We start from the raw sequence: 24,081 nt of genomic DNA on the forward strand, positions 1-24,081 counted from the left end.
GTCCGCAATGTTGTCGTGTCCGGAAAGTCCGCTTTGGAGGTGTCGCCCCTCATTATATGCCATTGAGCCATCGCCGAGTTGCGAAGGAGCTATAGCACCCGTAGAATGCCCGTCAGGATGAGGCCAATTACCACCACCGCAAGGGTCAATGACAGGGAAAGTGGCACCTTGTCGCGCCAAAACGTGAATTGCTTCTGCTCGTCGATCCACTCGATCTGGTCCTGCCAGAAAAACTTGTAGTGGGCATACCAGTCGCTGAAAAGGATTTGCTTGGACTGGCTGGAGCTGAACACCTCTGCCTGAAGTGCGTCTAGACGCCCACGGTAGGCGGAAAGATCGTCGCCCTCCGCCCTCGCTTGCACATCGCGGTAGAGGTCGCGCAGCCGACAGAAAAGCGCGGTGAGCCGCTCACCTTCTTGACAGTGCGCAACCTTGTTATGGTCATAGTGCGTGATGATGATCGTGACGACGCCGAACGCGACCATTGTCGCAGCTATCCACTTAGCATTCAACGGCTCCCAGATAAGCGCATACACGCCCACTAAAAGGGAGACGAGCCCGAGACCTCCTGGGACCTTCTGCACAATGTCGTAAGTGGCAAAATTTTTCTTCGCGCCGAACCCGACGTTATAGCCCGTCTCAGCGATACTGCGGAGAAGACCTGCCCTATTCATCCTTGTCCTCTTGGTTTGCGCTGATTGGCACATGGATGCGATCGGTTGCCACGACCACGCCGTCAACGAGGGCATAGCACTCAACCACGTGGTCGCCTTTGAAATTTGTACGCTCAACGTTCTTCTTGTGGCCCTCGTCAGCCACAATCTGGCCTCGGATGCAATCGCGGTTGATCGCCTCCTGCCCCCGATTGAGCACTTTCCAGAACAACCCGTAGGAGCCGGGAATGTCCGTCTCGACTGTGAAAGTGAGCTTCTTGCGCGGCTTAAGTAAGGTACGATCCTTCAGCATCTCTCTAAGTGAAGCAGGCCGAAAGCCGTCCTGCTCGACTTGGCAGTCGATGCGGATGTTGTTCCGAATGTCGATGGCGGCGAATACATCCTCGGGGAACTCCTCCGTCATACTGACGGCATGACCCGCGCGGTCGGTCAGCGCCGCCTTCTCCAACTTCTCGGCAGCGGGGAACAGCCGCCCGTACACGGCGCGCCACTTGTCGTTCTGATTGTCCTTGCCCTCGGCCTCGATGGCCTTGAGGCAGAGCTCGTGCGCCTTCTTGGCCTTGCGCTGAAAATTCTTTTTCACTTTCACGCGCTGGCCGCTCCCCAACGCAGCGAAATAGTCCTGCTTGGGCAAGTCCTTGAGATAGGCAAAGAAGTCGCGGCTCATGTAGTCGTAGTAGAGGTAGCTCTTGTCGTCATACTCGCTGGTCGATTTCAGAAAATTGTGCGCCAATGTGTCGATCAGGAGCCCGCCGATTCCTACGCCGTGCTTGTTTTTCCACGCGCGCGCCATCTTGCAGAGCCGCCGAAGATTGTTGTTCTTCTCCGCCACGAACTCCGACATCGCCTGTATCTCTTCACGGGGCTTTGTGATCTTCCAAGAGCCGCCATTGTAGGTGTCGGGATATTTGAAGCTGCCGTCGTCTTGCTCGAAAACCGGCTGCGCCTCCACGGTGAAATTTGAATAGACAGCCTGGACAACAAGTCGATCCACCCTGACGGTCGTCTTCGGGTAGCGCGCGCGGATGGCAGCGGCGGCATCGGACAGCAGCTTGGACTGCCCCCCATCCTTGTAGTTGTCCCACTCACCTTTTGGCATGATGTAGAGCATATCGAGGTCGGAGATGCCCTTTATCGCAGTATGTCGCCCATAGGAGCCGACTTGAAGTGTGTTCGCGGTGTTGGACTCAGTGTCTCGGAACTTCTTGTTGAGCGCGCATGTGATCTCCCCATACCGATCAGAGATCGCTTGGGCGTTATCGACCTTTAGCTTGCTGAGAAACTGCTTGAATGTGTCCGAGATACTCAAGCTCTCTACCCCCGGCTGTGCTTCCCCAGAGTAGATTTAGATCAAATCGGGAACGTTTCAACGGGCCGGGACGAGGAATTCGCAAACTTGTGAAAAGCGGCTCAGCGGTCCAATGAACAGGTGTCCTCTGTCAGCAGCGCTTCATTGCGACGTATTAGAACGGCAAGCTCGTCTGGCGAGGATCGGGCAAGCTGTCCTCACCGTCTATAAGGGTCTGGACGTGCAGCGCGAGTTCCTTCGCCGCTGCTAGGCGCAGCGTGTCGCGAGGGGCGGTTAAACCAACACGCGCCCATCCCGGAGCCGAGAGGAGCGCGTGCGCAAGATCACTGGTCGAGGGCTGTTCCATGAGAACAGAATAGGAACATCAAACGAGTCGGGTCAAGGCCCTAAGCGGACGTTCAATTCGTGCAGTTTGGCGCTCAGTGCTGCCCTCTGAGCGCGCTGCCAATATGACGGCAAGTCAGTGTAGCCGAAGTAGGCAATGCCTTCTCTGGGCATTTCTAGGGCAGTCGTGGGCGTTGTGACCGTCGCACGAAACATGCGCCGTTGCCGGTCGCTCATCGCGACCCAAGCCTCCTGCATGTCAACGAGCATTAAACGAATGCGCTCGCGGCCATTTGCTGCCCGTTCAAGCAGCCAAGCTATCTCACCCTCTTCCGTCGGCTGCACCAGTCGGGGCCTAGCAGGGCCGATCTTATCGCGAAGCTCCTCTGCTTCCCCCTCCCATTTTTCGACCTTTGTCAGGTTGCCACGGGTTTCTTTGGGCCAGCTATAGAGCAATTGGTGATAGTGATGAAACGCTGCGTCCTCATTGCCTTGGCCGAAACAGTAAATTCCAAGTTCGTCCATAAAGGCGAGGTCATGATCGTAATTGGCGATGCACCGGCTTACGTATCCGCGACCCCCGCCAACATTCCCCCAGAGGAAGCGCGCGAACTGCTCCAAGCTGACAAAGCGGCGCTTGCCGGTAACGATCACGCCTCGCGCTTGGTGAGAGCAATCGACGCAGCGCTGGCAGCGTTGGATAGGGCTATCGGCGCTCACAGGGATTGACCCACTTTTAACTTATGCAGCTTTAGGCATCCGCGGATCAAACAGGAGGCTATATGTCCGAATATCCGCAGGTGCCCGAAGAAACCATCCGCAACCGAGTGGCAAATGGCTGGTCAGAAGAGCGGGCAGCAAATACGCCCATTAATGCCCACCGCCATCGCGAGGACGCTCCCAATGTTGCCCAGCTCGCGCGTGAGGCTGGGGTCCGCCCTTCGGCTGTTCAGCAACTCGTGCGGGAGGGTTACCCAATCGGAGCGGCCATTATTAAGGCGCAAGATCGAAAGCGCTGATTTGCCGTCAGCCTGATCCATCGTGAAAGTTGCGCCACCCCCGCATCCAACCCTTAAAACTTTGGTGGGACAAACGTCATCACGATTTCACGCTCAATATGGAGAAATTTAGGGAACTCCGCCCGGGCATAAAAAGTGGTATCCCGCATCGCATCCAATTGACCTAGGTTGATAGCTCGGCTGAGAGCTCCTTGTCGAAGCGTTACTGCCTGCTGATCGCAAATCAGCTGCCGTTCGCCGCGTCCACTCCTTGATTGCATCTGACTCCCAGCGTCCACCAGCTCTATAAAAGACGTTCGAGACGGAGACTTTATTTGAATAGTCAGGAATAAAGGCGCCGAATACACTTAAAAGACCATGCGTAGAAACGCCAACTGCTATATCGTAAGAGCAACTTACTGCGGCACTCTTTAAGGTTCTGCATGAAAGATTTGTTATGTCACGATTTACACTCATAACCTTTCCGAGAAAAGGATAAGTTATGTCGGTTAAACCCGCCATATTTCCCTGATGGTTCATGGAATCAAATAAAGTGCTATATCGAGAGTATATATTTGCAATGTCTGCTTCAGTTGGCTTCGTTGAGTTGCTGAAGGAAATTGATTTTGTCGCAAGTCTAGATCGGTAAGTTAAATTAACATCGCCCAGACATTCGCTTTTGCAGGTGTGGGCGAGGGTGGGTAGATTTACGTTAGCTGGCCTTCCCTGGTCTAGAATCACATTGTCTACAAACTGTCTCCATAACTCCGTATGGCTGGTGGATCCAAAATAGGCCATTCTGATGTTGCCGCAATAGTAGCTGCCCGCAACCTCCTTAAGATCTCTCTGCGGCGATGAAAGGAAGCGAAATACTTTCTGATCGTTTGGGCATTCACGTGAGTCAAATAGGAACACCCATTTTATTTTGGCCGATGGAGATTCCAAGAGTACAAAAACTGGAAGAGATTGCGTCGGCCCAGCAATTTTATCGTAGGAACTTTGTGATTGCGCAGGTGAGTTCAGAGCAAACAATGTTCCGATCAGTAATGCCAGGCGAATGACTAAAAGATTCACGTGCTACCCCCACAGATTAGCCAAGCCTATGTATTACATTTCGGAATAGGAAATCCATTAAAATGCGAATGCCTTAAGAGCGTGTGAGGTAGTTATCAAACGTGGATCGTGTCGTGCGAAAGTTGCCGGGCCGAGCCTTCGGAACAGCATGTTCGACGGCGGCATTAGACTTGGCAGGCGCCTCTTTTGATACAATGGCGAACTGCATACCGATATAGCCTAGGATGCCCGCTAGCGCCCCTGCGACCGTCAGCAGCAGCTTTCCCGCTGCGCCGATGCCCTTTGCCCCGCCTTGCATCTCTGTGCGCCAGTCTTCCAGCGTGCGGACCCGATAGGATAGATCCTTGATCTCGCCTTGGTGCTGCTCCTGATTCTTCAGGATCGTTGAAACCTTCTCGTCCAAGCGGATCAGCAATTCTCTAGTGTCTTGCGTCGGGGGAGCCATTAAAACACGATGCTTAGAATGGTGATGACCGCGTAGGCTGCGTCCGCGAGCGGACCAGCCTTGTCGGCTGCTATAGCGCCGATACTCGCCAGCCCTGCAAAGATCGCTGCGACTACCCATTTGTTGTCTTTTACACCTGTGGCTACCTTATCGATAAACGCCTTTGTTGCCTTCTTCACGACCCGACCCCCAAAAATCATAACTCGATTTATTTAGTGGTCGCGTCGTCCGGTTAGGCCGCCAAAGCGTCCTCCAACATTGCTAGACGTTGTTCCTGTGCAGCGATGAGGAACTGATTTAGTTCGTCGTAGCGAACGCTAAAGCGCGAGCCTGCTGCTGTGCTGTGAACAACGTCGTCCCCTGATCGAGTTTCCTCTGCATCCCATTCGTCCCAGCAGAGGAACCCATACCGGCTGTCTGGAGCCACGCCTTCTTCGAGTTCATCGATTAAGCCATGCGCAGCCATAATATTCCAAACGGTCTGAGCGCCGACGCCTACGTGGTAGCGCGCTCCTTCCTCGCCCTTTTCCTCAATGCTGTCCTTCCACTGATATTTGCGGATGGTGGCTGCAATTTCCTTAGCCGCTGCTAGCTCGGCAGTAGTGAAGCCGTCATTGTCGAATACCTTGTAGGTTTCATCCGAGGTGCTGACCGCGCCGCTGACAGCATATACGGTTGTCCAACGATAGGATGGATGACCGCTTGCGCCAGTATTGTCGTTACCGGGACGCACGTTGCCCGCGAGGTCGATATAGAGCCTGACCTGTCCGATGGTTTCGTCATAGATCATGAACTCGTCGCCGCCGCCCATACCCATGAGCCACGAGCGCGCACCGGTTCTCTTCAGTTTTAGCCAGATGTCGGCATATTCCACCGTCAGCTTTCTATCCGGGGCTAGTGCACCAAACCCAACGAAGCCATTTGCATCAATGACGGCTTGATTGTTGTTGCTTGAGCCTAGGTAGAGGTAGCTGCCAGAATTTGTTGGTCGCACATACATATGTCCGCCCGCGCCTTGGATCATGGCATTGTTTGCACTAATCATGCCGTTGACGGAGTTGATGCCTCCATTGACATAAAGTGTGCTGCCACTGGTGAGATACATCTTTTCCGCACCAGCAGTCGTGCGCCAGCTATGATGATTTGAATCGTCATAAGCTACCGTTACCGCGCTGCCATTAGAGATTGCGCGGTAGGGATTTGCCACGCCATTGTTCACAGCCCAAATGCAATATGCGTTTGATGTCGAGGTCGATAAGGTAATTCGCGCTGCGGAGTTGTTTGAGGTGCTGCTATTGACGACGCGCGCCTCCACTTCCGCACCGGAAGCGAGACCAGTAATATCCAGCTTGGCAGTAGGATTGCTTGAGCCAATGCCGACGAAGCCGTTAGCTTTGATGGTAACGTTCTGGCTAGAGGTCGAGCCAGTGCCACTATAAAACTCAATACCACCTGCGTTAGAAGCGGCTGTCGACCCCCGTGCGATGATCGTCGCACCGCCTGTCGCAAGGTCCGTGCCCGCTGCTAGAACGACGGACGAAGCGGATGAGCCTGAGAATATGGTGTTGCCGTTCGTTCGGATCATACCGCTCGACAAGAACGACATTCTCTGCGCGCCGCTCGTCCAAATGCCGATCTCGCCGCTGCCGTCCTGAGCAATATTCAACGAGCCAGAGCCTAGCTGGCTGATGCTAAATGCGCCATTTGCGCCCGCCCCACGTTGAATGCGACCGTCATAGTCGGAACCGTTCCGGGCGTGAAAATCTAGCGTGGCGGAACCGTAGCCTGTGCGATTGCCACCTATCTCGATGGCTGTGTCACCAGTCGCGACGCCGGTTCCTGTGGTTATGACGCTGCCTGCGGCAAAGTTGCCTGACGTGTTAAGGTTGCCGCTGAAGCTGCCAATGTTGCCGGACAGCGTCCCCGAAAGGCTTGCGCTATCCGCTGAGAGCGAGCCAGAAAGTGTCAAGTTGCCGGATATCGAGCCGCCAGCGCTGGTTAGCGGTTGTTGGGTTGTGCCATTGGCACGAATGAAAAGCCCATCGGTTGTTGTCCAAATATCTCCGTTGCTAGGGCTGCTGGGTGCAGTTCCGTGTGGCAGCGATATCGAAGCAATCGTTGTCGTCGAGGCCGGTAAGACGATCTTCTTCGCGGAGGTGATCGACGTCGGCTGACTGGAGAACGCTGAATTCACCCCGGAAATTGCGGAGGTCAAATCTGTTACGGCGCTGAGCATATCGCCCGCGCGCTGTTCGGTGGGAAAGACGCGATAGGGAGCGCTTGCGTTTGTCGTGCCGAGATAGGCCGGGGCAATCGCCAGGACAGTGTCACTCGCGACGCTCACAATCTCGTAAGTCTGCCCGCCGATGATGATACCGCAACCTGCTGAAACCTTATTGGCGAGGAATTGAGTGCCTGTGCCGGTAACTGCCGTCTGGCCGTTTGTAACTGAGATTGTGCCCGCGCTATACCAAGCCATTATGTTATGTTCTCCCGAATTGGTTCTCGGGTATTTATTGCTGCCGGCTTTAGCGCTTGAACTCGTTACCCCACAATGATCGGTTCGATACTACTGCACCGCTTGCGTAGCTCAATGTTGGATGAGTGAGTTGCAAGACGTAGCTGTGCGAACCACCGCCGGGGTAGTCGATCATGGTTACATTCTTCGGAGTGCCATAGCCGTTCTGCGCCTGATCCGCGCGACTATCGTAGATCACATTGCCATTGCGAAGAATCTGGAATTTGATGACCTGCACTGATCCAGTGCCAGAGAGAGCATTATACGACGCACCAATTAGAACCGGTCCGCCACTGGCCGAGATGCTGAACGATTGCACAGACGTATAGACGTTTTGCGTCGGACTTAGGCTGATATTGCCGTCGGTGTAATTGCCCGCCGTTACAGACGTGGAGTTGTTTGCGAGCTTCCATTCGTCAATCGCAGCATTCGCGATTTTGGCATTGGTGATAGACGCATTTAGGATCGAAGCGTTTTGAATATAGGTGACGCCGCCGATCACGGAGAATGGCACTGAGCCGTTGCCGCTGCTATCCACTACACGGAAGTTGGTATCGACAACGTCGAAAGTCGCCTTTGTCGCTGAGCCGTTTGCGAAGACCAGTCCAGCAATAGCTGTTCCACCCGCATTCAAGGCTACGGTCCAGCGGTTCTTTACGCCGTCTAACACGTCGTTAGTGGTGCTGAGCGTCGTCTGAACGCCAGTAATTTGGTCACCGAGTTCTGTCTGAACGCCAGTGATAGCAGTTGCACGAGCATCGCGTTCTGTAACGACTGATTCAGCAATGGCTATCGTTGCAGCTTCAATGCTTTGTCCCGTTCCGCGATAGTTGTCGAAACGTGCGGTTAGCGTATCGATAGCGAGAACCCTAGCTTCAGTTTGGGAAACGTCTGCTGCTCTGAGTTCGGTCATCACTGCTTCAATAGTCGTGCCAGTGCCCGCCACGTTGTCTAAACGCGCTAGTATCTCATCACGGGAGAAGGCGAGGGCGGCTGTTTCACCTACTCTCGCTGTTCGTTCCTCAACGATCCGGCTTTCAGCGTCGGCGAGACGAACCGCGAATTCAAGCCGCTGACCCTGTTCAAGTGAGAAGCGAGCCATACTTTCAGCGTCTGAGTTAATTTGGTTGAGCGCTCCCTTTGCAAGGCTCTCGATTTTATCGAGGGCTTGCTGTTGCAGGTCGAGGAAGACGAGACCGCTATCCTTCACGCCCTTATAGGCATTCGCTACCGTCTCTGCTTTCGCGCCGGTTGGATCGAGAACGCCTTCCCAAGTGACCTTTGTGCGCTGGATGAGCCGAAATACGGTGAGACGATCCGCGAGGCGCTGCGAGCCGTCGATGCATTCCACCTCCACCATGACGGCGTTGATGCCGTGGTCGTTGCAGAGGGCGTGGAAATCGTCGTGGTCAATGACAAGGGTGTCGGCATTCGCGCTGCTGGTGGCATAGCCGCTGGCCACGAGACTTGCAGCCGTGCCTTCCGCGATGATCGACGTGTCGATCTTGCGGATGCGCCAAGTAAGCACCGCGCTCGTGTGCTGTTTGGTCGCCGTGAACGTCGCAGTCTGGGGCGCAGGCTGGTTATATTCATCATATGGGAAGGTGTTATGCGTGGTAGCTAGCGTGAGCAGCTTTGCGGTGCCTGCCCCTCCGGCTTCACGGGACTTTGCAATCGAGAAATCCTTATAGATCGACACCCCCGCGTAGACTGCCTTGAACACCGCTGTTGCGCTGTCCTGATCCACTGCGGAAACTGTGTAGCGACCCGTGTGGGGGTCGATTGCAACGGTGCAGTCTATTTGGTTTGCGACGGAATAGGCTGCTCCTGAACCTGTGGTAACTTCCGCATTGCCATCGAAGATTCTAAAGCCGCCGCTAAATGTGTCTAATGCGCTCATTATAGGATGGTACCCCCGCTATTGGCCGCGAAGGTCACGCTCTCGTTATCCAGAAAACCTATGATGTTCGATGCATTGCTGTCCGCTGCTGCTGTTACTGAAACCGTCGTCCAAGGTCCGTAGACGCCGCTGAACATGAGGAAGCGCGCTTGCACCTCATGCTCGATGCCCCCGGCCATTGCGGCCATAGTGTATTTCTCGGCGCGATGGCTGAACCGGTCTGTGGCCGTTCTCCACTTGTCGCTGCCCTTTTCCCGAACGTTGATCTGGATGCTCTGAACGGCTGCGTCCGGCTCTTCCCACGTCACGTCGATCTGACTGACTATGCCGCCATTCGAGTTGGTGATTGTGCGCGAGCTGGCTGCGAGTGAGCTGACCGGAATGCTAGCGTTGGGATTATATGCCGATGGACGAATATCCGCTGGCAGCGCTAGCTCTTCATCGTCATCCCATGCGTAGATTGCCGGATTTTCCTCCTGCAACGTCATGTTGAATATGAGGTCCACGCTCTCGGCCTGGCTAACCACGCGGAACAGTTTGCCGGGCTGGTTCCAGCCTTCGATTGGCAGGACGAGCCGAATGAGAGTTCCGACCTGCGCCGCAAATGCACGGGGTCCAAAAATGCCAGAGAACGTCCCTGTGTAGTTGTTTCGGACGAGAAGCTGCTTGGCAATGCGCTGGCAGGTTTCGGCGCGTGTGACCGCTGCTAGGTCAACGACGAGCGGTCGAGGAATGCCGTCTGCGAGCGGATTGACCTCGATCCGTCCCCAGTCCTCTAGGAGGAACTGCTTCTCAGGATTGGTGAAAACGCCGCGCGCAAAGTTGTAGCTATCTTTGAGTGAGGCAGCGCTAGGGTTGTAGGTGTAAGCCCCGACTAGATCGTCGGCGGTCAGCGTTAGCGCTGGTCCGTCTAGATCGTCATAGCCGCCGACAAGCTGATACAGCCCACCCATGTCGATGAGCTTCGCTGAACCCATCGCAGCCGTGATGATGCCCATGTTTCCTTCATGGGTGTCGCCGGTCGATAGAATGCAGTCTGCTTGGTAACGCTTTACAAAGCCGGACTTGGTCGAAACTGCTTCATCGCAAAGGTTCGCATAGTGGATAAAATTGCCAAGGTCGATTCTGCTGGCTGGAATGCCCATGCCCCAGACCAACTTGCCGTTGATCCGCCATCCTATGATGTAGGTGAGCAGCGATAGCGCTGGATTGCGGCCTAGCTCGTTGAAGCCGTCATAGTATTGCCATGTGTTCTGATCGTGCGGTCTCTGTGGGCCAGCACCGCCGTTGGTGGAGTCTCGGCGTGGGTCATAGACCGGACAGCCTTCGACAACGGTCGTCCAGCGCGAGGGCAGACCATCGGGATAGACATCAACGTCGAGCTTCTGGCTTACCTTGAGGTATGCGCAGCCGGTGAACTTTGCTGTTTCTTTCCAGTAGAGGCCACTGCCTAACTTGCTGGCGTTGCCGCTATTGCCTTCAAGGATCGGCGTAATGAGTAGGCCGGACTTAGGCTGGTATTTGCCGACAACGGCAGAGCCGTTGTAGGACAGTTCAGTGTCTAGGTAGATTTCCTTGACCGCATGAATCTTGTGCGAGGCCAATGCAACGACACGGTGTTGATAGTCGCCCTTGTCCTTGCTAGTCTCGATATATTCCCCGCTCTTGTTCGTCATCTCGTGGAAGCGAACATCACCGCCCGCAGCAGTACGACCGAAGACGATCTTGCGCGGTGCAGTGGGATCAACAGTGAGGTTGAGACGCGAAATGGTCGATTGATTAGCGACCTTGGGCTTGCCCATTAGCAACATGCTGGCGCCGCTAATCGCTACGCCGATAATGATGCCCGCGACTGCTTTAGCAGCTAGTGCCGCAGCGCTTGTTGAAGCTGCTGCCATACCAGCGGCCATTGAGCCACCGATTGCAGTGCCGCCGAACGCGCCGAACAATACAGAAGAGAGTGCTGGAAGTGCGACGGTCGCAAGCACAACAGCTGCCGCGACCATTAGGACTGTTTTGACAACTTTACCGATAGCGTAGCCCTCCTTTGCGTGGCTACCGGTATTTATTCTGTTGCCGTGTGTGCGGAGGCCCGGCTAAGCATCTAAAGGTTGAGGCGACGGGGCAGGGCGAAATGGCAATAGTTTTTTACATACTCGCTATTTGGTTTGGTGTTTGGCAGTCGCTTGTCGAGCCGAGCCTTCCCGGTCACATTTTTGCCGCACCGGATACTCAGGATTTTTTGATTGGTTATATCTGTTTAGTATGCGCCGGTATTTTTGCAGTTAGAAGCAACCTTAAAAGCGGGTCTGAAGAAGCTGTGTCAGTAACGCAGTTGGAGTGGCACGGAGCAGTGTCCACTATTGCTTTCAGCTATTTTGCTGTAGCTTCAGGTTGGGGCGATTTTGACGCGGATGGGACAAAATACATTCAAAAATTGGTTGAATTTGCTCACGAAATTGGGGCGGGTTTGCTTTTCGACAAAGAGAATTGGCTGAGTATTATCGGCCACATAATGGCGATTATGGCCTATTGTTTGCCGCTCTTCCTTCGTGCGTTGTTGGCGACGCTTATCTACCTGCTTACGGTTTTTATCATTGGGAAGGTGACCGGAGCGCCGACCGAAGATGCTTATGCCCGAATTGGCGGGTGGGGGTTTGGTATGGTTCTTTTGGCATTTGGACTGTGCTTCTTGTTCTTCGACGTATTAGGAAGCGGCATATAATGAGCCAATTGTCCAAGCGAAGTCGCACTGCAAAGTGGGATATGAAATTAAAGTTGGTTGAGTGATTGGCTGATACTCGGCGTCGTAGCCAATCGTCTCGTCGCCAAGGAACCAGCAGTGCTTGCCGACGCAGACGCCTAAAATATTACCATTGCCACTGCGCCGCATCACGATGTCGCCGCGCCCTGCTTGTGCCGGATGAACCGGATCGCCTAGTTTGCTGGAAACGGCCTCTTCAAACGACCGGAAGTCGTTCGCGCGCAACCATCGCGCAGCTTCTCGCCATGAGCTGTATTGGCCTCGAAAGTTTGCTGCTAAATCGGTCCCGGTCACCGCTTCAACCGCGCCCGCAGCGAACAGCGCACAATCGGATTTGCCCCACTCGAAACGTTGGTCAGCTACGTTCGCGAGGTAGATCGAAAGGTTCTCAACCCATGTGGCTTTTCGCTCTAGCTTCATGAGAATCTATCCGCCGTTCGTGCGGTCTGGTTGTTTTGTGGAAGGTCCGTTGGGCGCGTTGGCGTGTTCGGGCTGTTCGCGATGCTGACCGCAAAGTCCTGACTGGTGTCGGTCGGATCGAGCCGGGGCTGATCCAGATAGTTTGACCCGCTGGCCTTGGTAATCATCGACTGGTGAGCTTCAATCGTCAGCGTGAACAGTCGCTCCTGGCCGTTGTTGGACATGACGACCTTGTCCATTGCCCCTGCACGAACGCGCCTGAACGCCCATTCTGCTGGCTGTGTTGTCGTCGGCAGTGTCACCATAAGCGCGCGCCAGATGATCGCCGTTCTGCCCCGATATTCGTCGGGATCTAGGGAAGCTGCGATCATCGCATGTGTCGGCACGCTGGGCACGGCCAGTGTAACCGTCATCTCGTCCGAACCCGTATAAGAATAGGTGTTTTCGCCGATTGCTACCGGGATGCCTTCTTGCAGCGGCTCGAAGCGCACGCCATCTAGCATGGCATCGCCAGAGCCGACCGGCTGAATTGCTGTCCATCCCGTCCAGACCGCGACTGGCCCGGATGCGAAGTCGAACCAGCCCATAATCCCGGTGCGAATGCCGTTCGCTGATAGCGCGTCGAGCCAGTCGGTAACGCCCTCACGCATTACAGCACCTGCACAGCCGCGATGGGCTTCAAGTAGGTGAATTCAGCGTCCTTGCTGAACCCCTGCGCGTCTTCCGCGCTGCCTGCTCGGAACTCGCAACGTGGTGTCTGGAAATTGACTGTGGTTCCGCCGTTCGCGTCCGCGCGCAGCGGTGGCTCGAATGTTATGACTGCCGTTCCAGAGGACGAGTTGATCGGCGCGGACGTGATCCGATAGAGGTTGTTGCCGATACTGAAAAAGTCGCCGCCCTCAAGCCCGGTTGCCTGCGTGCCGGTCCATCCACCCACTTCAATCGACGTGCTGTAAGCGTAACCTTTGATAGCAAGTGACTTGCCGCCGATGGCCTTCCCGCTATCTGCGGGGTAGTAGATGAACGAGCCTTCAATCCCGCGAAGGTTCGCCAGCCAGACAGCCATTTGCTTCTCTTGCGTCGATCCACGTCGAACAGGTGGAAAGCTAATTTGAAGCTGCCACTGTGCATAGTTGTTGATGACCGACACTGCGCCAGTGAAAGGCGATTGGGCGCCTCCCTGTTTGAAGAGCAGCGTCAAGTCTTCTGTTGATGGTTTCGTTGGCGGTGCGCCAATTGGATAAACAGCCAATACCGGAGCCTCATATTAAAGTTGCTCCGGTATTTATTTGACCGCTTTAGATCGTTGTTCGGCCCGCTCTAGCCATTGTGTAAGCGAAGCCAGAAGCGTTGATATGGGGCATTGCTTGGGCGATGCCGAGTTCTACCATTGACTTTACTAAGGCCGGATCGGTCGCACCTCGAGCGTCAACACTGATGGTCAGTCCCCCACCGCCATTACCAAGGCCTGCAAGCTGACTGTGTGGAATGACCTTGCTACCACCGGGCAGATAAACGCGCTCTTCGCCACGTTCACCGACTGTCTTCCAGCCCGGTGTTGATACAAGTCCGCCGTTAGCATGACCCGGCAACGGTGATACTCCGAGCGCTCCACCAATCATGTTGCCCAATGGACGTAGTAAGGTCATTTGAATAACCATGTCTAAAATTGCGCGCGTTACCTGCTTGCCTACGTCAATGAAGGCATCGCCGAAGTTCTCCCACTCCATCAATGCGTCAACGATGCCATTGCTTAATGTGGCCAGTCCGTTTGCCGCGATGCTCTCAAGCGCTTCGTTCACTTGATCGGCAGAGTCAGGAATGGACTGCAACATGCTTTCGAGCGGTCCAGCGGTGTTGCGAACTGCTAATTCTGCGCGGGAGTTGTAACGAGCGTCCAAACCGCTCAAACGACTTTGTGCGCTGGCCTTCGCTTCAGGAGAGGCGTTGCTATGAGGTGCAAGCATATACTCTAGCTCTGCACGCTCGCGCTTTTTTTCCATTTCCAAGCGACGAAGCTCAATGGCCCGTCGTTCGCGCGCTGTCCGAGCCATGCCGCTTGAAATGTCGAGCAAGGCCATCTGATCGTCTAGCTCGGCCTGCTTAGCATTGCGGATTTCCTCTTCGATCCGCGCGTTCTCTTCGTGATTGATCTGGTTCTTGCGAGCCGTCTGGAGAGATTCTTGAATGAGGATGAGCTTTTCAGCTTCTTCCGCTGTGTATTTGCCGGAGGTGTTCAGTTCGTTCTTAACGTCATTGAGGATCGAGCGCTTGGCATCGAGGAATGCGTCATCGACCTCGTCACGCTGGCGAGCATATTCGTCTAGGTAGTTGCCGTGGTCGATATACTGCGCACGCTTTAGCTCTGCTTCGGCACGCATCAGGTCGCTCTCAGCAGCAAATGCGCGCTGGCGCTCCATCTCGGCTAGTTCTGCTGCTGATGGACCGGAGCTAGCCTTGGCTGGCCCTGCTGGCAGATCGGGAATGTCGCCATTCACTGTAGGCTTGGTTTTCGCCGCATTTAACGCGGTTTGCAGTAGGCCAACCTGCTTCTGGTATTCTTCAAACGCACCCTTCTTATCCAGCCTGATGACGCCGATGCCTATATTCGTTCCCTTGTCGGCCTGTGCCGCGTGGAACTTAGCTCGGGCATCTCGCATCTGCTGCTGGCGGAAACCGATGTCCATGTTTCCGTCATTCTTCATCTGCTCCATGGAACGACCAGCAAGGAAGCCGCCCGCTGCTCCAAGCGCTGCTGCTGCTGGGTGCTTGCCAAGGGCGAAACCGGCGATACCGCCGAGGATGGTCATTGCTGCCTTCGGGTTCTGGTTCCAGAACTGAACGAGGCTACCAACAACGCTCATTACACCCGTTCCGAGGCTGACCAACGCCGTCGCATTCTGCGCGATCGCGTTCGCCATCTGGGCGTTGAGGATCATCTTCATGGTATCGAGCTTGTCGTTTGCGTCGCCCGCGCTGCGCACAACATGGTCCTCAAGGATGATACCCAGGTCACGAGCTGCGCGGGCTTGGAGCTTGAAGCCTTCCGACCCTGCCGCCATCGTCTGTTGCAGCGTTCCGGCCTTTTTGCCGAACAGATCCATCGTCGCTGACAGCTGCTTGGTCGGGCTATCCATTTTGGAGATGCTATCTGCGGCTTGCAGGACGGCCTCATCGACGTTGCGCGCCGTGATCCCGTATTCTTTCAGCTTTTCGGCCGCCGCCTTGTTGCCTGCCTCCGCATCACCGACCGTCTTTGCGAACTTTTCAACTGCCGCATCTGCCGTCCCGAAGTCGGAACCGAGCATCTGGGCATTGTAGCGGAATTCCTGAATGAACTTGGTCGATGCGCCGGTTCGGTCGGACAGATCGGCAATGGCATCGGAATAGTCGAGAGCGGACTTGGTCAAGCCAGCAAGGAAGTCAATCGAGACAGCCGCTGCAAGCCCGGCGACCGCCGTTTGAGCGCCACCCATTGCTGCGCGCATGGTCTTGCTAGTCTTCTCGGACTCAACCGCCGCTTTGCGCATGCCGCTGATAAAATCAGCACTGTTTAATTCAAGGTCGGCTTTGAGAACAGCAACTGCTGACATGAAAATACTCCGCAAATCTAGTTACGGAGTATTTATTGGCTAGCTCTTTGGATTGGCGGCCTTGTGTCGCTCGTTGTAAGCAGCAAAGAAGCCTTTCAGCGAATTGCTCACTTCGCGTTCCTTCTGCTTCTTGGGCTTTTCAACCTCTTCCGGCTTAGGCCAGTGGTTATAATAGTCTGGCATCGGGCCAGTGCCCGGCTTCGTGTTTGCCTGCCAGAAAAGCTGTGACTGGACGCTTGCGCGATAGTCGTCTGCTGGGCTTCCGAAAGGTTCGAGCTGCGCATACGCATACCAAGACGCAAATTCGTCCGTGGTCATATCAGCAATCTCGGTGAGGGACTTGCCCAGAGCGAGAGCCAAGCGGTGCATGAACAACCGCTCCGGGTTCTCCATTAGTCTTTTTTTTCGGCCTCTGCCTTTGCAACGAGATTGGTGCCGTGATTGAGCAACATCATTTGCACATACATGGCTTTCACCTCTGAGTATGGAAGCTCCTTCAAAGCCTCCATGTCGTCCATATCGAACATTAGCTGATCGTTCTCATCAACGAGGCTGAACACGATGCTGACCATCGCGTCATCCAGCAGCTCTACCTTCTCTGGATACTGCTCTGGATCGTCCTTGTGGTTCTGGTGGGCAATCGCATTCTCGGTAATGACCGTTTGAAATGCCACGCGCCGTGCAACATTGAATGCCTGCAAGCGAACATCGCAGTCCCACTCGGCCACATGATACGTAACCGAGCGAGGCTTCTGCGACAGAATGTGTGACCTAGAAGCAAGCTGTGACATTAGCCACCTGCCGTTTCGCTAGTGACTTCACCGGTGATTTCCACAGTGCATGAGCCGCTGACGGCCTGTTCAACGCCGCCGCTGATACCCTTTGATAGAACGAACGCGCTGAAACTGTAGGTGGTCGCTGGGGTGTCAGTTAGAGTAAGATTGAAATCCTGCTTAGTGCGAGAAGCCTTTGCTGCCTCTAGTGCTGTCTGCCCGGCGTCCGATGCAATGTGATTGAAGTTGAAAGTAACCTGACCAAAGTCCTGCAAGCCCATGAGCTTTTCTTTTGCCTGACTGTCTAGGTTGGTAACGTCGATAACTGCTGCCGAACCGCCGAATGCTGAGAAGTCCTTGATCTCAGCGATGTGAACGTATGCAGTGCCGACCTTAATGGACAGAGAAATTCCCTGTGCTTGAGATGCATTGCTCATTATTATTATTGCCTCCGAAAATACTGGTTGCAGTCCCCAGCTTCGGGGCATTGCTCGCGAGTATTTATCGGGCAGGCTTCAGTGGCTTGATTCAGAGCCAGCTATAGGAAGCGTCAATATCTAAGATAATGCGGTAGAGGTCAGGTGCGCCGGAAACGTCCGAACCATCCTGCTCATTGATGATAGTGATGTAGTGGATTGAATCTGACTTGTAGGAGACCAATTCAACACAAGCCGTATAAGCGATCTGCTGCGCCTCAAGCAGGCTCTTTGCGTAAATGTCCACGCGATATGAAGCCACTGCCAAGCCGTCTGGCCCGTCAAGGGTGGTAGAGCGTTGCGTTGAAACGCGCTGATACACGACAAATGGCGCGTTGGCGTTCTTCGCTGCAATATTTGGATACGCTTTGAGCGTTCCAATTGCGCTAGATAGCGCGGTGTAGAAGTGATTATCAATCATTTGATCGGCCCGAAATGTTTAACGGTGAGGCGATCAATGGCTTTGCCTAGCTGCTTGTTCAGTTCTGCAAGCATATCGATAGTGGCACTGTCGAATGCTGGCTGCATAACTGGACGAGCAGCCATGTTCACAGTGCCAAATTCGAGAAAGCGCATCCAGAATGCGTTGCCGAATGTGATTGTTGAACCCACAGTGTGTGCCGTCTTCGGCTTTAACTTCTTGATCCGGAGATTTGCGCGTGCATGACCGTAGTCCACCCGCACGCTTTCGCCGCTCTTGGTTTTGTAGATGCGGCTTGTGTCCTCATCACCTACCGGCGTTGCTGCATAGACGGCCTTCATGCCGACTTTTGCAGTAGCCCTAATTGCAGACTGTCCAGCCTTGGTTGCGAGTTCGGGGCCTAGCTGATTAAGCGCCGTCTTTAACTCCTCAAAGCCTTCCAGTTTGAATTTAAGGTGGTTCATCGCATTGGTCTCATTGTTGATCGCACATTATTTATTGGTGCGGTCAGACAGTGAGACTCCGAACGAAGAGATAGAGACCCCAACCGTCTTCAAACTCTTCAGTGCTGACGATCTGGTAGTCGGTGCCTTTGTGGACGATACGATTGCTTGTGCTGATACCGTCGCGATAGCGAATGGCGAATTTTGCTTCGGTCTGCTGTTGCGCGCTTGCTGCTCGTGCAATGTCTTTGCTGGTCAACGTCCACTTTGCTGCCCAGACAGTCGCAACGGTCGCATAAGCACTTGCGACCACTTCCCCGATAGCGTTCTGTGCGCTGGTCGCTGCGGTAATGGCGATGCGCTCTTTTAGATCGCCCGCTTTCATTAGATGGCGCTCACAACGAACGGACGAAGCAGGTTCTCAAACGTGTCTTTCGCCGTATCCTGCCCCTCGCGCCCTTCATATGCGCTGCCGACATGCGTCGAGATCGCCAGCTTGATCCCACGCGGCACGCTTGCAGCGCCGGCATATCCAACCGAGCACGTAGCAACGAGCGTCTGCTTGCCCCGAGAATGCCCTGTGAGCGTCAGCACAGCGCCGCTATCCGACACTCGCAGCCAATATGCGCTCTCGGCGGGTAGCTCTGTTCGTGCGCCCTTAGACGTTTCTAGCTCTACCTTGCTGGCTGCGACGACCGGCGCCGTAGGAATGGCAAAGCAGGCTTCGCCAGACTTGTAGGAAAATTCGATTGTGGCCGGAACAATGGCGCGATTGGTGAAGGCTTCCGCTGCATCTGTTGCCGCACGGATCAATCCTTCTAGCAGAATGTCGTCTGCATTCTCGTCAATGCGGCACCACTGCTTTGCCTCTGCGACTGTGATCGCAAGGAAGTCGTCGTTTCGTTCAATTGTCTTTCTCATTGGCGGCGCCCCTTATGTTTTCGATATTTATCGAGCGCACAAAGAAGCCCGGTCATTGCTGACCGGGCTTCCAATGTTGTTTGTTGCTAGCTTACGAAGCTGCGATCTTGAGCAAGCGGATCGCTTCGTTGTTGGTTGGAGTGCCGCCAACGCGCGAGGTCACGTAGAACATGACATATGGCTTGTTGGTGAAAGGATCGCGAATGAGCGTGAAGCTCTTGCGGTCGGCAATGGTATAACCAGCCTTGAAGTCGCCGAATGCGAGCGGAGTAGCGTTGGCTGCAACGTTTGGCATGTTCTCATCATTGTAAAACTGATAGCCAAGCAGCGTGCCGCGTTCGCCGTTCAAGCCCGGTGCCCATAGGTAGTTACCCGTGGTGTCCTTGAGCTTACGAACGGTTGCTTCGGTTGCCGAATTACCAAGGAAGTTGCCGTTTGCACGGTGTCCAGCCTTGAGGCCGTAAACCAGATCGATAAGCGCGTCTGGCTTATCGAGAGCAGCAGCAGAACCGCTTGCAGTTACAGCGAAGCCGTTACCCGATGCTAGCAGACCCTTTGGCTGATTGGTGCCGGTCCCGGTGATGAAAGCTGCGCCCTCAGCGACTGCGAACTGGTCTGCAATCTGTGCTGCGATCCAGCTTTCTACGTCGATAGCGCTGTCGTCGAGCAAAGTCTGAGTAGCCGCAATGTTAGCGTAGATTTCGCCGACTGGCACCTTGATCTTGTTGATCTTTGGAGTTGCAGTCTCATCGCGCTCGTCGGTTTCAGCAACCCAACCGGAGGCAGTGCCGCGCACGTTCAAGAGAACGGTGTGGTCGCCAGTGGTAGTTGTGATAACTTCCGCGAGCTGGCGCATCGGGCTTACGTTGATAAGCTGCTCGCGAATGTTGAAGTCGATGAATGCTGGCACTGTGACGCCGCCGTCTCTGCCAGTGTCGCCCCCAATGGTGAGCGACTTGGTTTGCAGTTCCTCTTCGTTGCGACCCTTGCGCATGAAACCGTTAAACAGCGTCTTGTATTCTGCGTCGGCACCAGCACCAGTAGTGCCAGGACGACCGGACTTCTTTGCGAGGCTCTTCTGCTCTTCAACAACGTCTTGGACGGTGCCGGTAAGTGACTGGAGAGCTTCTTCTAGCTTTGATAGCTTGTCGGCTGCGATTGGGTCCGATACGTTCGCTTCAATCGCTGCAAGACGTTCGTCGTTAGCAGTCTTAAACTCCTCCCATACGCTCATAATCTCTTCGTTAGTGGCCATTATTATGGTCCTCCTGTCTGTCTTATGTTTTTGTTTTGTGACCTATTGACAGGATCGCCCCTGTAGCGGCTCACTCAGAGCTATTTATGCAGGTTCCTTTCCGAGTAGCTTTGCAATGCGAAGTGCCATTGCCTCATCGGCCAGCTTCTTCTCTTCAAGGTCGGCTAGGTAGCGCTTGCTCTCGAACTGGCTGGCTACGGTCTCTGCTTGCTTGCGCGACAGTCCGCATTCGCGCAGCAGATTCTCTAGATCGCGAATGCCCATATCTGCTAACCGTGACTTCACTTCGCCAACCACCGCCAATTCGTTTGCTGGCAATGTGACTACGCTAACTTCGTATAGGTCCGCGTCGGTGTAAGTGTGAAAGAACTCGTCTTCCGTCGTGCCAGTCGACCAAGAGACAGGAAAGAAGGCCACTGATAGCCCGTTGATGGCACCCGCTTTGAGCGCGGTATATGTGTCTCTGCCAAACGAGGTATCGAGGAGTTCGCCAGTCAGCTTTAATCCGTAGTCGTCTTCTTCGAAATCGAGCCACTTACCGATTGGCAACGCAGTCCCGCTATAAGCGTCGTGGTTGAACAACATGAGTGGCGCAGTGCCATTGGATTTATGCTGCGCGATGCTCTTGGCATAAGCGCCAGGTGCGATAATGTCGCCGTGCCAGTCAATGTTGCCGAACACCGAACCATAGCCACTGAAGACCATCGCATCGCTGGTAGGATCGTCAACGGTTGCGAGCTTACACTGAGCGCCGGTGAGGGATTTCTTTTCAAGCTGCTTGTTCATTATTGTTATCCTGCTTGTTTGTTGAATCTGCTTCCGGCTCCGTTGTTGGCTGTGTTCCGAAAAGGTTTGCTGCTGGCATTAGCTTGTCGGCCAGCGGATCGTCGCTGCGAGGAAGGTCTTCCTTCTCGCGAACCTCGTTGATCGTCATTACGCCCATTGCACGCATGGCGTTGAAGTAGGCGACGCGATCCGACGTAGAGGCTTCTAGAAGCGCACGACTATCTAGCTTGAAGTAGTAGCCCTGACGTTTTTCCATTGGCGTAAGCAGCGCTTTGCGTGCCGATTGCTCGATGCGCTCATACCAAGGCATTAAAGTGTTCTGGATATGGGCGAGCATTAGCTGCTCCACCGACGCATATGACGTTGCACCCTGCTGCATGACCATGATCGGCTGAACACGGAACGCGCGGCAAATCTCTTCAATTTGGAAGCGTCGGCTTTCCGTCCACTGCGCATCATTGGCGCTGGATGCGAGCGCTTGCCACTTTACACCGTTGCCGAGAATTGCAGTCTTGTGCGCGTTTTTCGTTCCGCCCTGTTGCTGTTGCCATGCTTCTCGAAGTTGTTCGCGCTGCTCTTTAGTGAGATTTGCGTCGCTGGAGAGAATGCCTCCCGGTCTGGCGCCGTTAGCGAATAGGTTTGCACCATAGGTTTCGGAAGCGAGCGAAAGGCCGATGGCCTGACGTGCTAGCGTGGTCGCTTCAAGGCCCATCCAGCCATTCCAACTTGGACCGCGAATGTGCCACATATCGTCCTGACTAATCGTCAGAAACTTCTTGTCGTTGGTCTGAACCTTGTAGCTAAGCGAGTAATCATCGTGCTGGGTGACCGTCACGCTGCCCGGTTCAAATGCGTAAAGCTCCTGGACTACCTTGGTCAGTGGATGGCGGTTCAGGTAAATGAAGGCATTGCCGCAAAGCGCTAGGTGAATTGCTAGCTGCTCACGAAACTCGTAACTGGTTTGCCAGTCGTTCGGCGAATAGCGGATAAGATCGTAAAGCGGATGCGTCTTCGCAGGTTCGCCGCGTCCACCGCTGCCATTCTCTTGCAGTAGTTTAAATGGGACTTGTGCGATGCCGTCTGCAATCACGCGAACGACGCAAAGCACTGCGGTTGATTTGAGCGCTCTGTCGGCATCAACTGAAGGCAAGCCGCTACCGGCTTGTGCTTCTGCAATCTCTCCCAGCACATCAGTGTAGGGACGCGCGCTTTTTGTCTCGCCGCTACGTCCCAATATAAAGTCAATGAAACCTACCATCTTCTCCACGCACGTTTAAGTTCGTGGTATTTATGCGGATGGCCGGAGTGGCTTTTAGAGGAGGTCGATAAACGGCTCGAACACTGGTGCTTGGTTTAAATGCTGCGCATATGCCATTAGAGACGCTACGATGCCGTCTATCTTTAAGTGCATCTGCTTATCAGGCTTGTTGGGGAACAAGTGATTGGCGCTGTTCGGGCGGATAGACACATTGTTAGCCATCCAATTCATGCATGGATTGTCATTGTGGGCTAGTTTATGATCCACAACGAGCGCTTCAAATGCCTGCATGACCGGATTGTAGTTGCCAATGTTCTGAGCGAACTTGACGATTGGCAGATTGGGGAAGTCCGACTGCATCTCCTGCGACATTTGATGGCCCTGCCAACTGTCGTAGGCCATGCCTCGCACGTCGAACATATCAAGCAGTTCCACCAATTTAGCTTTCACAGCAGCAAAGTCCGTGGCGTTGCCGTCCGTAAGCTGAATGTGACCGGCATCGACCCATGCGCGGTAAGCGTCCGCTGTCTTCGACTTGGCGATTGCGCCTTCTGGTAAAAAGAAGAATGGGAAGAAGTGAGGCTTGTCGTTCTCACCTGTCACGCAAAGCGCCAGCGCGGTTATGTCGGTCTGTGTAGAGAGGTCGAAGCCGATATAGGCCGGACGCCCCCTGAGCGATTCTAACGTCGCGTCCGACTTGCAAGCCAGCCAGTCCTGCTGGTCTAGCCATCCGTTTGTGGCATTCTGCCAGACATTCAGGTGCTTGGTTAGAAGCGTGGCCTTCTTGGCAGGTAGATTGATCGCGTCCCTGTGGTAGCCTTCTAGGTTGTCTGGCAGCACGGACACGCCATAATTAGGATTGGCTTTCTTCCAGACCTCGAAATCTCGCCAGTCGTCGTCGGGATCGATTGTGTAGATAGCGGCGAACAACGCATCGTTCCGCACCGTTCCGGCCAGAACCGCCTCGGCGTCGATCTGAAGTTGCCTACATGGACCAGCGAGATTGAAGCCGGCTGTCGTGATGGTCAGCAACAAGGGTTGCTCACGCGCACCCATGCCGGTTTTCATCGTATCATATTGTTCCGAGCTATCGTTCTCGTGCGCCTCGTCGAGGATCGCGCAATGCGGGTTTGAGCCGTCGCCTGGCTTGCCGATCATGGAACGCAGGAACGAGCCGGTGCGAGGCGAGAAGACGCTTTCAGCCTGAACCTTGATCCCTGCTGCCTGCATCAACTGCGGTGTTTTGACGACCATCTGCCGCGCTGGCACGAAGCACGCATCTGCCTGCGTCTTCGAATTCGCGCCGATCCAGACTTCGGCTCCTTCTTCATTATCGAGGAAGCCCATATACAAGCCGATGCCTGCCGCGAGCGTGGACTTGGCATTCTTGCGAGGGATGAGAAGGAAGGCTTCTCGAACCTTGCGCAGTCTGGTCTCAGGATCGACAAAGCCGAAGATCCCTGCGAGGATCCAGACCTGCCACGGTTCTAGCGCGAGCGTTTCCCGCCTTCGTGCCCATTTGCCTTTGACGTGCGGCAGCAACCGCATGAACTTGCAGACGCGCTCAATGTTGGCTGGGACGAACTCCCAAACATCGCCGTCAATGTCATTGAGGAAGCGCTGGCAGGCTTGTCGGATTTGAAGGCAGGCCGGTATCGAGCCTGCTACGATCTCTTCCGCATATGTGACCGCAACCGTTGTGAACGGTCCCTCGCCTTCGGCCCACATG

The 24,081-nt window shown here is 54.6% G+C and carries 26 protein-coding genes; 2 read left to right on the top strand and 24 right to left on the bottom strand.

Going from position 1 to position 24,081, the window contains the following annotated elements:
• Positions 1-89: 89 nt before the first annotated feature.
• The 4 genes from M2341_RS04950 to M2341_RS04960 form a co-directional block, all read right to left on the bottom strand.
• The gene (locus tag M2341_RS04950; protein WP_264584437.1) at positions 90-674 is read right to left on the bottom strand and encodes an SLATT domain-containing protein; all 585 of its coding nucleotides are present in this window, start codon (positions 672-674) and stop codon (positions 90-92) included.
• The gene (locus M2341_RS04955; protein WP_264584438.1) at positions 667-1,983 is read right to left on the bottom strand and encodes an SMODS domain-containing nucleotidyltransferase; all 1,317 of its coding nucleotides are present in this window, start codon (positions 1,981-1,983) and stop codon (positions 667-669) included. Before M2341_RS04955 ends, M2341_RS04950 begins: the two co-directional genes overlap by 8 nt.
• Before the next feature lie 154 nt (positions 1,984-2,137).
• Positions 2,138-2,329 (bottom strand): DUF6771 family protein, encoded by a 192-nt coding sequence (locus M2341_RS16435; protein ID WP_319801039.1) that lies wholly within the window; start codon positions 2,327-2,329, stop codon positions 2,138-2,140.
• Positions 2,330-2,361: 32 nt separating this feature from the next.
• Positions 2,362-2,961: a hypothetical protein gene (locus M2341_RS04960; RefSeq protein ID WP_264584439.1), complete on the bottom strand. Its 600-nt coding sequence runs from the start codon at positions 2,959-2,961 to the stop codon at positions 2,362-2,364.
• Positions 2,962-3,089: 128 nt separating this feature from the next.
• On the opposite strand from M2341_RS04960, the gene M2341_RS04965 reads away from it, so the two are divergent.
• A complete protein-coding gene (locus M2341_RS04965) occupies positions 3,090-3,326 on the top strand; it encodes a hypothetical protein (protein ID WP_264584440.1) in 237 nt (78 codons plus the stop codon).
• A 1,126-nt stretch (positions 3,327-4,452) separates the two neighbouring features.
• Here the strand turns inward: M2341_RS04965 and M2341_RS04970 are convergent.
• Genes M2341_RS04970 through M2341_RS04990 form a run of 5 tightly spaced genes read right to left on the bottom strand, consistent with a single transcriptional unit; the run spans position 4,453 to position 11,248 of the window.
• A complete protein-coding gene (locus M2341_RS04970) occupies positions 4,453-4,794 on the bottom strand; it encodes a hypothetical protein (protein WP_264584441.1) in 342 nt (113 codons plus the stop codon).
• A gap of 29 nt (positions 4,795-4,823) precedes the next feature.
• On the bottom strand, positions 4,824-5,003 hold the full coding sequence (locus tag M2341_RS04975) for a hypothetical protein (RefSeq protein ID WP_264584442.1): 180 nt from the start codon (positions 5,001-5,003) through the stop codon (positions 4,824-4,826).
• Positions 5,004-5,056: 53 nt separating this feature from the next.
• Positions 5,057-7,303: a tail fiber domain-containing protein gene (locus tag M2341_RS04980; RefSeq protein WP_264584443.1), complete on the bottom strand. Its 2,247-nt coding sequence runs from the start codon at positions 7,301-7,303 to the stop codon at positions 5,057-5,059.
• 49 nt (positions 7,304-7,352) lie between these two features.
• Positions 7,353-9,242, bottom strand: coding sequence for a hypothetical protein (locus M2341_RS04985; protein WP_264584444.1), 1,890 nt, complete (start codon positions 9,240-9,242; stop codon positions 7,353-7,355).
• Positions 9,242-11,248 (bottom strand): phage tail protein, encoded by a 2,007-nt coding sequence (locus M2341_RS04990; protein ID WP_264584445.1) that lies wholly within the window; start codon positions 11,246-11,248, stop codon positions 9,242-9,244. The genes M2341_RS04985 and M2341_RS04990 overlap by 1 nt, the downstream gene beginning before the upstream one ends.
• A 128-nt stretch (positions 11,249-11,376) precedes the next feature.
• On the opposite strand from M2341_RS04990, the gene M2341_RS04995 reads away from it, so the two are divergent.
• Entirely contained in the window at positions 11,377-11,967 is a 591-nt protein-coding gene (locus M2341_RS04995) for a hypothetical protein (protein WP_264584446.1), read from the top strand.
• Here the strand turns inward: M2341_RS04995 and M2341_RS05000 are convergent.
• From M2341_RS05000 to M2341_RS05070, 15 genes are all read right to left on the bottom strand, one after another.
• Positions 11,950-12,426, bottom strand: a complete 477-nt coding sequence (locus M2341_RS05000; protein WP_264584447.1) for a DUF6950 family protein — start codon at positions 12,424-12,426, stop codon at positions 11,950-11,952. The genes M2341_RS04995 and M2341_RS05000 overlap by 18 nt on opposite strands.
• Positions 12,423-13,076 carry a hypothetical protein gene (locus tag M2341_RS05005; RefSeq protein WP_264584448.1) on the bottom strand — a complete coding sequence of 218 codons (654 nt, stop codon included), beginning with the start codon at positions 13,074-13,076 and terminating at the stop codon, positions 12,423-12,425. Before M2341_RS05005 ends, M2341_RS05000 begins: the two co-directional genes overlap by 4 nt.
• Complete coding sequence (locus tag M2341_RS05010) at positions 13,076-13,627, bottom strand: hypothetical protein (protein ID WP_264584449.1); 552 nt, start codon at positions 13,625-13,627, stop codon at positions 13,076-13,078. Before M2341_RS05010 ends, M2341_RS05005 begins: the two co-directional genes overlap by 1 nt.
• 97 nt (positions 13,628-13,724) lie before the next feature.
• The gene (locus M2341_RS05015; protein ID WP_264584450.1) at positions 13,725-16,019 is read right to left on the bottom strand and encodes a hypothetical protein; all 2,295 of its coding nucleotides are present in this window, start codon (positions 16,017-16,019) and stop codon (positions 13,725-13,727) included.
• A 39-nt stretch (positions 16,020-16,058) separates the two neighbouring features.
• Positions 16,059-16,412 (bottom strand): hypothetical protein, encoded by a 354-nt coding sequence (locus M2341_RS05020; protein ID WP_264584451.1) that lies wholly within the window; start codon positions 16,410-16,412, stop codon positions 16,059-16,061.
• On the bottom strand, positions 16,412-16,747 hold the full coding sequence (locus M2341_RS05025) for a hypothetical protein (RefSeq protein WP_264584452.1): 336 nt from the start codon (positions 16,745-16,747) through the stop codon (positions 16,412-16,414). Before M2341_RS05025 ends, M2341_RS05020 begins: the two co-directional genes overlap by 1 nt.
• Before the next feature lie 62 nt (positions 16,748-16,809).
• The gene (locus M2341_RS05030) at positions 16,810-17,229 is read right to left on the bottom strand and encodes a phage tail tube protein (protein WP_264584453.1); all 420 of its coding nucleotides are present in this window, start codon (positions 17,227-17,229) and stop codon (positions 16,810-16,812) included.
• Positions 17,230-17,320: 91 nt separating this feature from the next.
• Positions 17,321-17,689 (bottom strand): hypothetical protein, encoded by a 369-nt coding sequence (locus tag M2341_RS05035; protein WP_264584454.1) that lies wholly within the window; start codon positions 17,687-17,689, stop codon positions 17,321-17,323.
• Positions 17,686-18,153: an HK97-gp10 family putative phage morphogenesis protein gene (locus M2341_RS05040; RefSeq protein ID WP_264584455.1), complete on the bottom strand. Its 468-nt coding sequence runs from the start codon at positions 18,151-18,153 to the stop codon at positions 17,686-17,688. The genes M2341_RS05035 and M2341_RS05040 overlap by 4 nt, the downstream gene beginning before the upstream one ends.
• A 43-nt stretch (positions 18,154-18,196) precedes the next feature.
• A complete protein-coding gene (locus M2341_RS05045) occupies positions 18,197-18,517 on the bottom strand; it encodes a phage head closure protein (RefSeq protein WP_264584456.1) in 321 nt (106 codons plus the stop codon).
• On the bottom strand, positions 18,517-19,053 hold the full coding sequence (locus M2341_RS05050; protein WP_264584457.1) for a head-tail connector protein: 537 nt from the start codon (positions 19,051-19,053) through the stop codon (positions 18,517-18,519). The genes M2341_RS05045 and M2341_RS05050 overlap by 1 nt, the downstream gene beginning before the upstream one ends.
• A gap of 91 nt (positions 19,054-19,144) precedes the next feature.
• Entirely contained in the window at positions 19,145-20,308 is a 1,164-nt protein-coding gene (locus M2341_RS05055) for a phage major capsid protein (RefSeq protein WP_264584458.1), read from the bottom strand.
• A gap of 84 nt (positions 20,309-20,392) precedes the next feature.
• On the bottom strand, positions 20,393-21,094 hold the full coding sequence (locus M2341_RS05060) for an HK97 family phage prohead protease (protein ID WP_264584459.1): 702 nt from the start codon (positions 21,092-21,094) through the stop codon (positions 20,393-20,395).
• A complete protein-coding gene (locus M2341_RS05065; protein ID WP_264584460.1) occupies positions 21,078-22,352 on the bottom strand; it encodes a phage portal protein in 1,275 nt (424 codons plus the stop codon). The genes M2341_RS05060 and M2341_RS05065 overlap by 17 nt, the downstream gene beginning before the upstream one ends.
• A gap of 54 nt (positions 22,353-22,406) precedes the next feature.
• Entirely contained in the window at positions 22,407-24,080 is a 1,674-nt protein-coding gene (locus M2341_RS05070) for a terminase large subunit (RefSeq protein ID WP_264584461.1), read from the bottom strand.
• Between the last annotated feature and the right edge of the window lies 1 nt (position 24,081).

It is taken from the genome of Sphingobium sp. B7D2B (assembly GCF_025961895.1).
Classification (GTDB): Bacteria; Pseudomonadota; Alphaproteobacteria; order Sphingomonadales; family Sphingomonadaceae; genus Sphingobium.

Bases quoted from the DNA above. Each gene is read 5' to 3' on its own strand.
- M2341_RS04950 (WP_264584437.1), bottom strand. From the start codon at position 674: ATGAATAGGGCAGGTCTTCTCCGCAGTATCGCTGAGACGGGCTATAAC.
- M2341_RS16435 (WP_319801039.1), bottom strand. From the start codon at position 2,329: ATGGAACAGCCCTCGACCAGTGATCTTGCGCACGCGCTCCTCTCGGCT.
- M2341_RS04965 (WP_264584440.1), top strand. From the start codon at position 3,090: ATGTCCGAATATCCGCAGGTGCCCGAAGAAACCATCCGCAACCGAGTG.
- M2341_RS04980 (WP_264584443.1), bottom strand. From the start codon at position 7,303: ATGGCTTGGTATAGCGCGGGCACAATCTCAGTTACAAACGGCCAGACG.
- M2341_RS04985 (WP_264584444.1), bottom strand. From the start codon at position 9,242: ATGAGCGCATTAGACACATTTAGCGGCGGCTTTAGAATCTTCGATGGC.
- M2341_RS04990 (WP_264584445.1), bottom strand. From the start codon at position 11,248: ATGGTCGCGGCAGCTGTTGTGCTTGCGACCGTCGCACTTCCAGCACTC.
- M2341_RS04995 (WP_264584446.1), top strand. From the start codon at position 11,377: ATGGCAATAGTTTTTTACATACTCGCTATTTGGTTTGGTGTTTGGCAG.
- M2341_RS05000 (WP_264584447.1), bottom strand. From the start codon at position 12,426: ATGAAGCTAGAGCGAAAAGCCACATGGGTTGAGAACCTTTCGATCTAC.
- M2341_RS05005 (WP_264584448.1), bottom strand. From the start codon at position 13,076: ATGCGTGAGGGCGTTACCGACTGGCTCGACGCGCTATCAGCGAACGGC.
- M2341_RS05015 (WP_264584450.1), bottom strand. From the start codon at position 16,019: ATGTCAGCAGTTGCTGTTCTCAAAGCCGACCTTGAATTAAACAGTGCT.
- M2341_RS05020 (WP_264584451.1), bottom strand. From the start codon at position 16,412: ATGGAGAACCCGGAGCGGTTGTTCATGCACCGCTTGGCTCTCGCTCTG.
- M2341_RS05030 (WP_264584453.1), bottom strand. From the start codon at position 17,229: ATGAGCAATGCATCTCAAGCACAGGGAATTTCTCTGTCCATTAAGGTC.
- M2341_RS05035 (WP_264584454.1), bottom strand. From the start codon at position 17,689: ATGATTGATAATCACTTCTACACCGCGCTATCTAGCGCAATTGGAACG.
- M2341_RS05040 (WP_264584455.1), bottom strand. From the start codon at position 18,153: ATGAACCACCTTAAATTCAAACTGGAAGGCTTTGAGGAGTTAAAGACG.
- M2341_RS05045 (WP_264584456.1), bottom strand. From the start codon at position 18,517: ATGAAAGCGGGCGATCTAAAAGAGCGCATCGCCATTACCGCAGCGACC.
- M2341_RS05050 (WP_264584457.1), bottom strand. From the start codon at position 19,053: ATGAGAAAGACAATTGAACGAAACGACGACTTCCTTGCGATCACAGTC.
- M2341_RS05055 (WP_264584458.1), bottom strand. From the start codon at position 20,308: ATGGCCACTAACGAAGAGATTATGAGCGTATGGGAGGAGTTTAAGACT.
- M2341_RS05060 (WP_264584459.1), bottom strand. From the start codon at position 21,094: ATGAACAAGCAGCTTGAAAAGAAATCCCTCACCGGCGCTCAGTGTAAG.
- M2341_RS05065 (WP_264584460.1), bottom strand. From the start codon at position 22,352: ATGGTAGGTTTCATTGACTTTATATTGGGACGTAGCGGCGAGACAAAA.
- M2341_RS05070 (WP_264584461.1), bottom strand. From the start codon at position 24,080: ATGTGGGCCGAAGGCGAGGGACCGTTCACAACGGTTGCGGTCACATAT.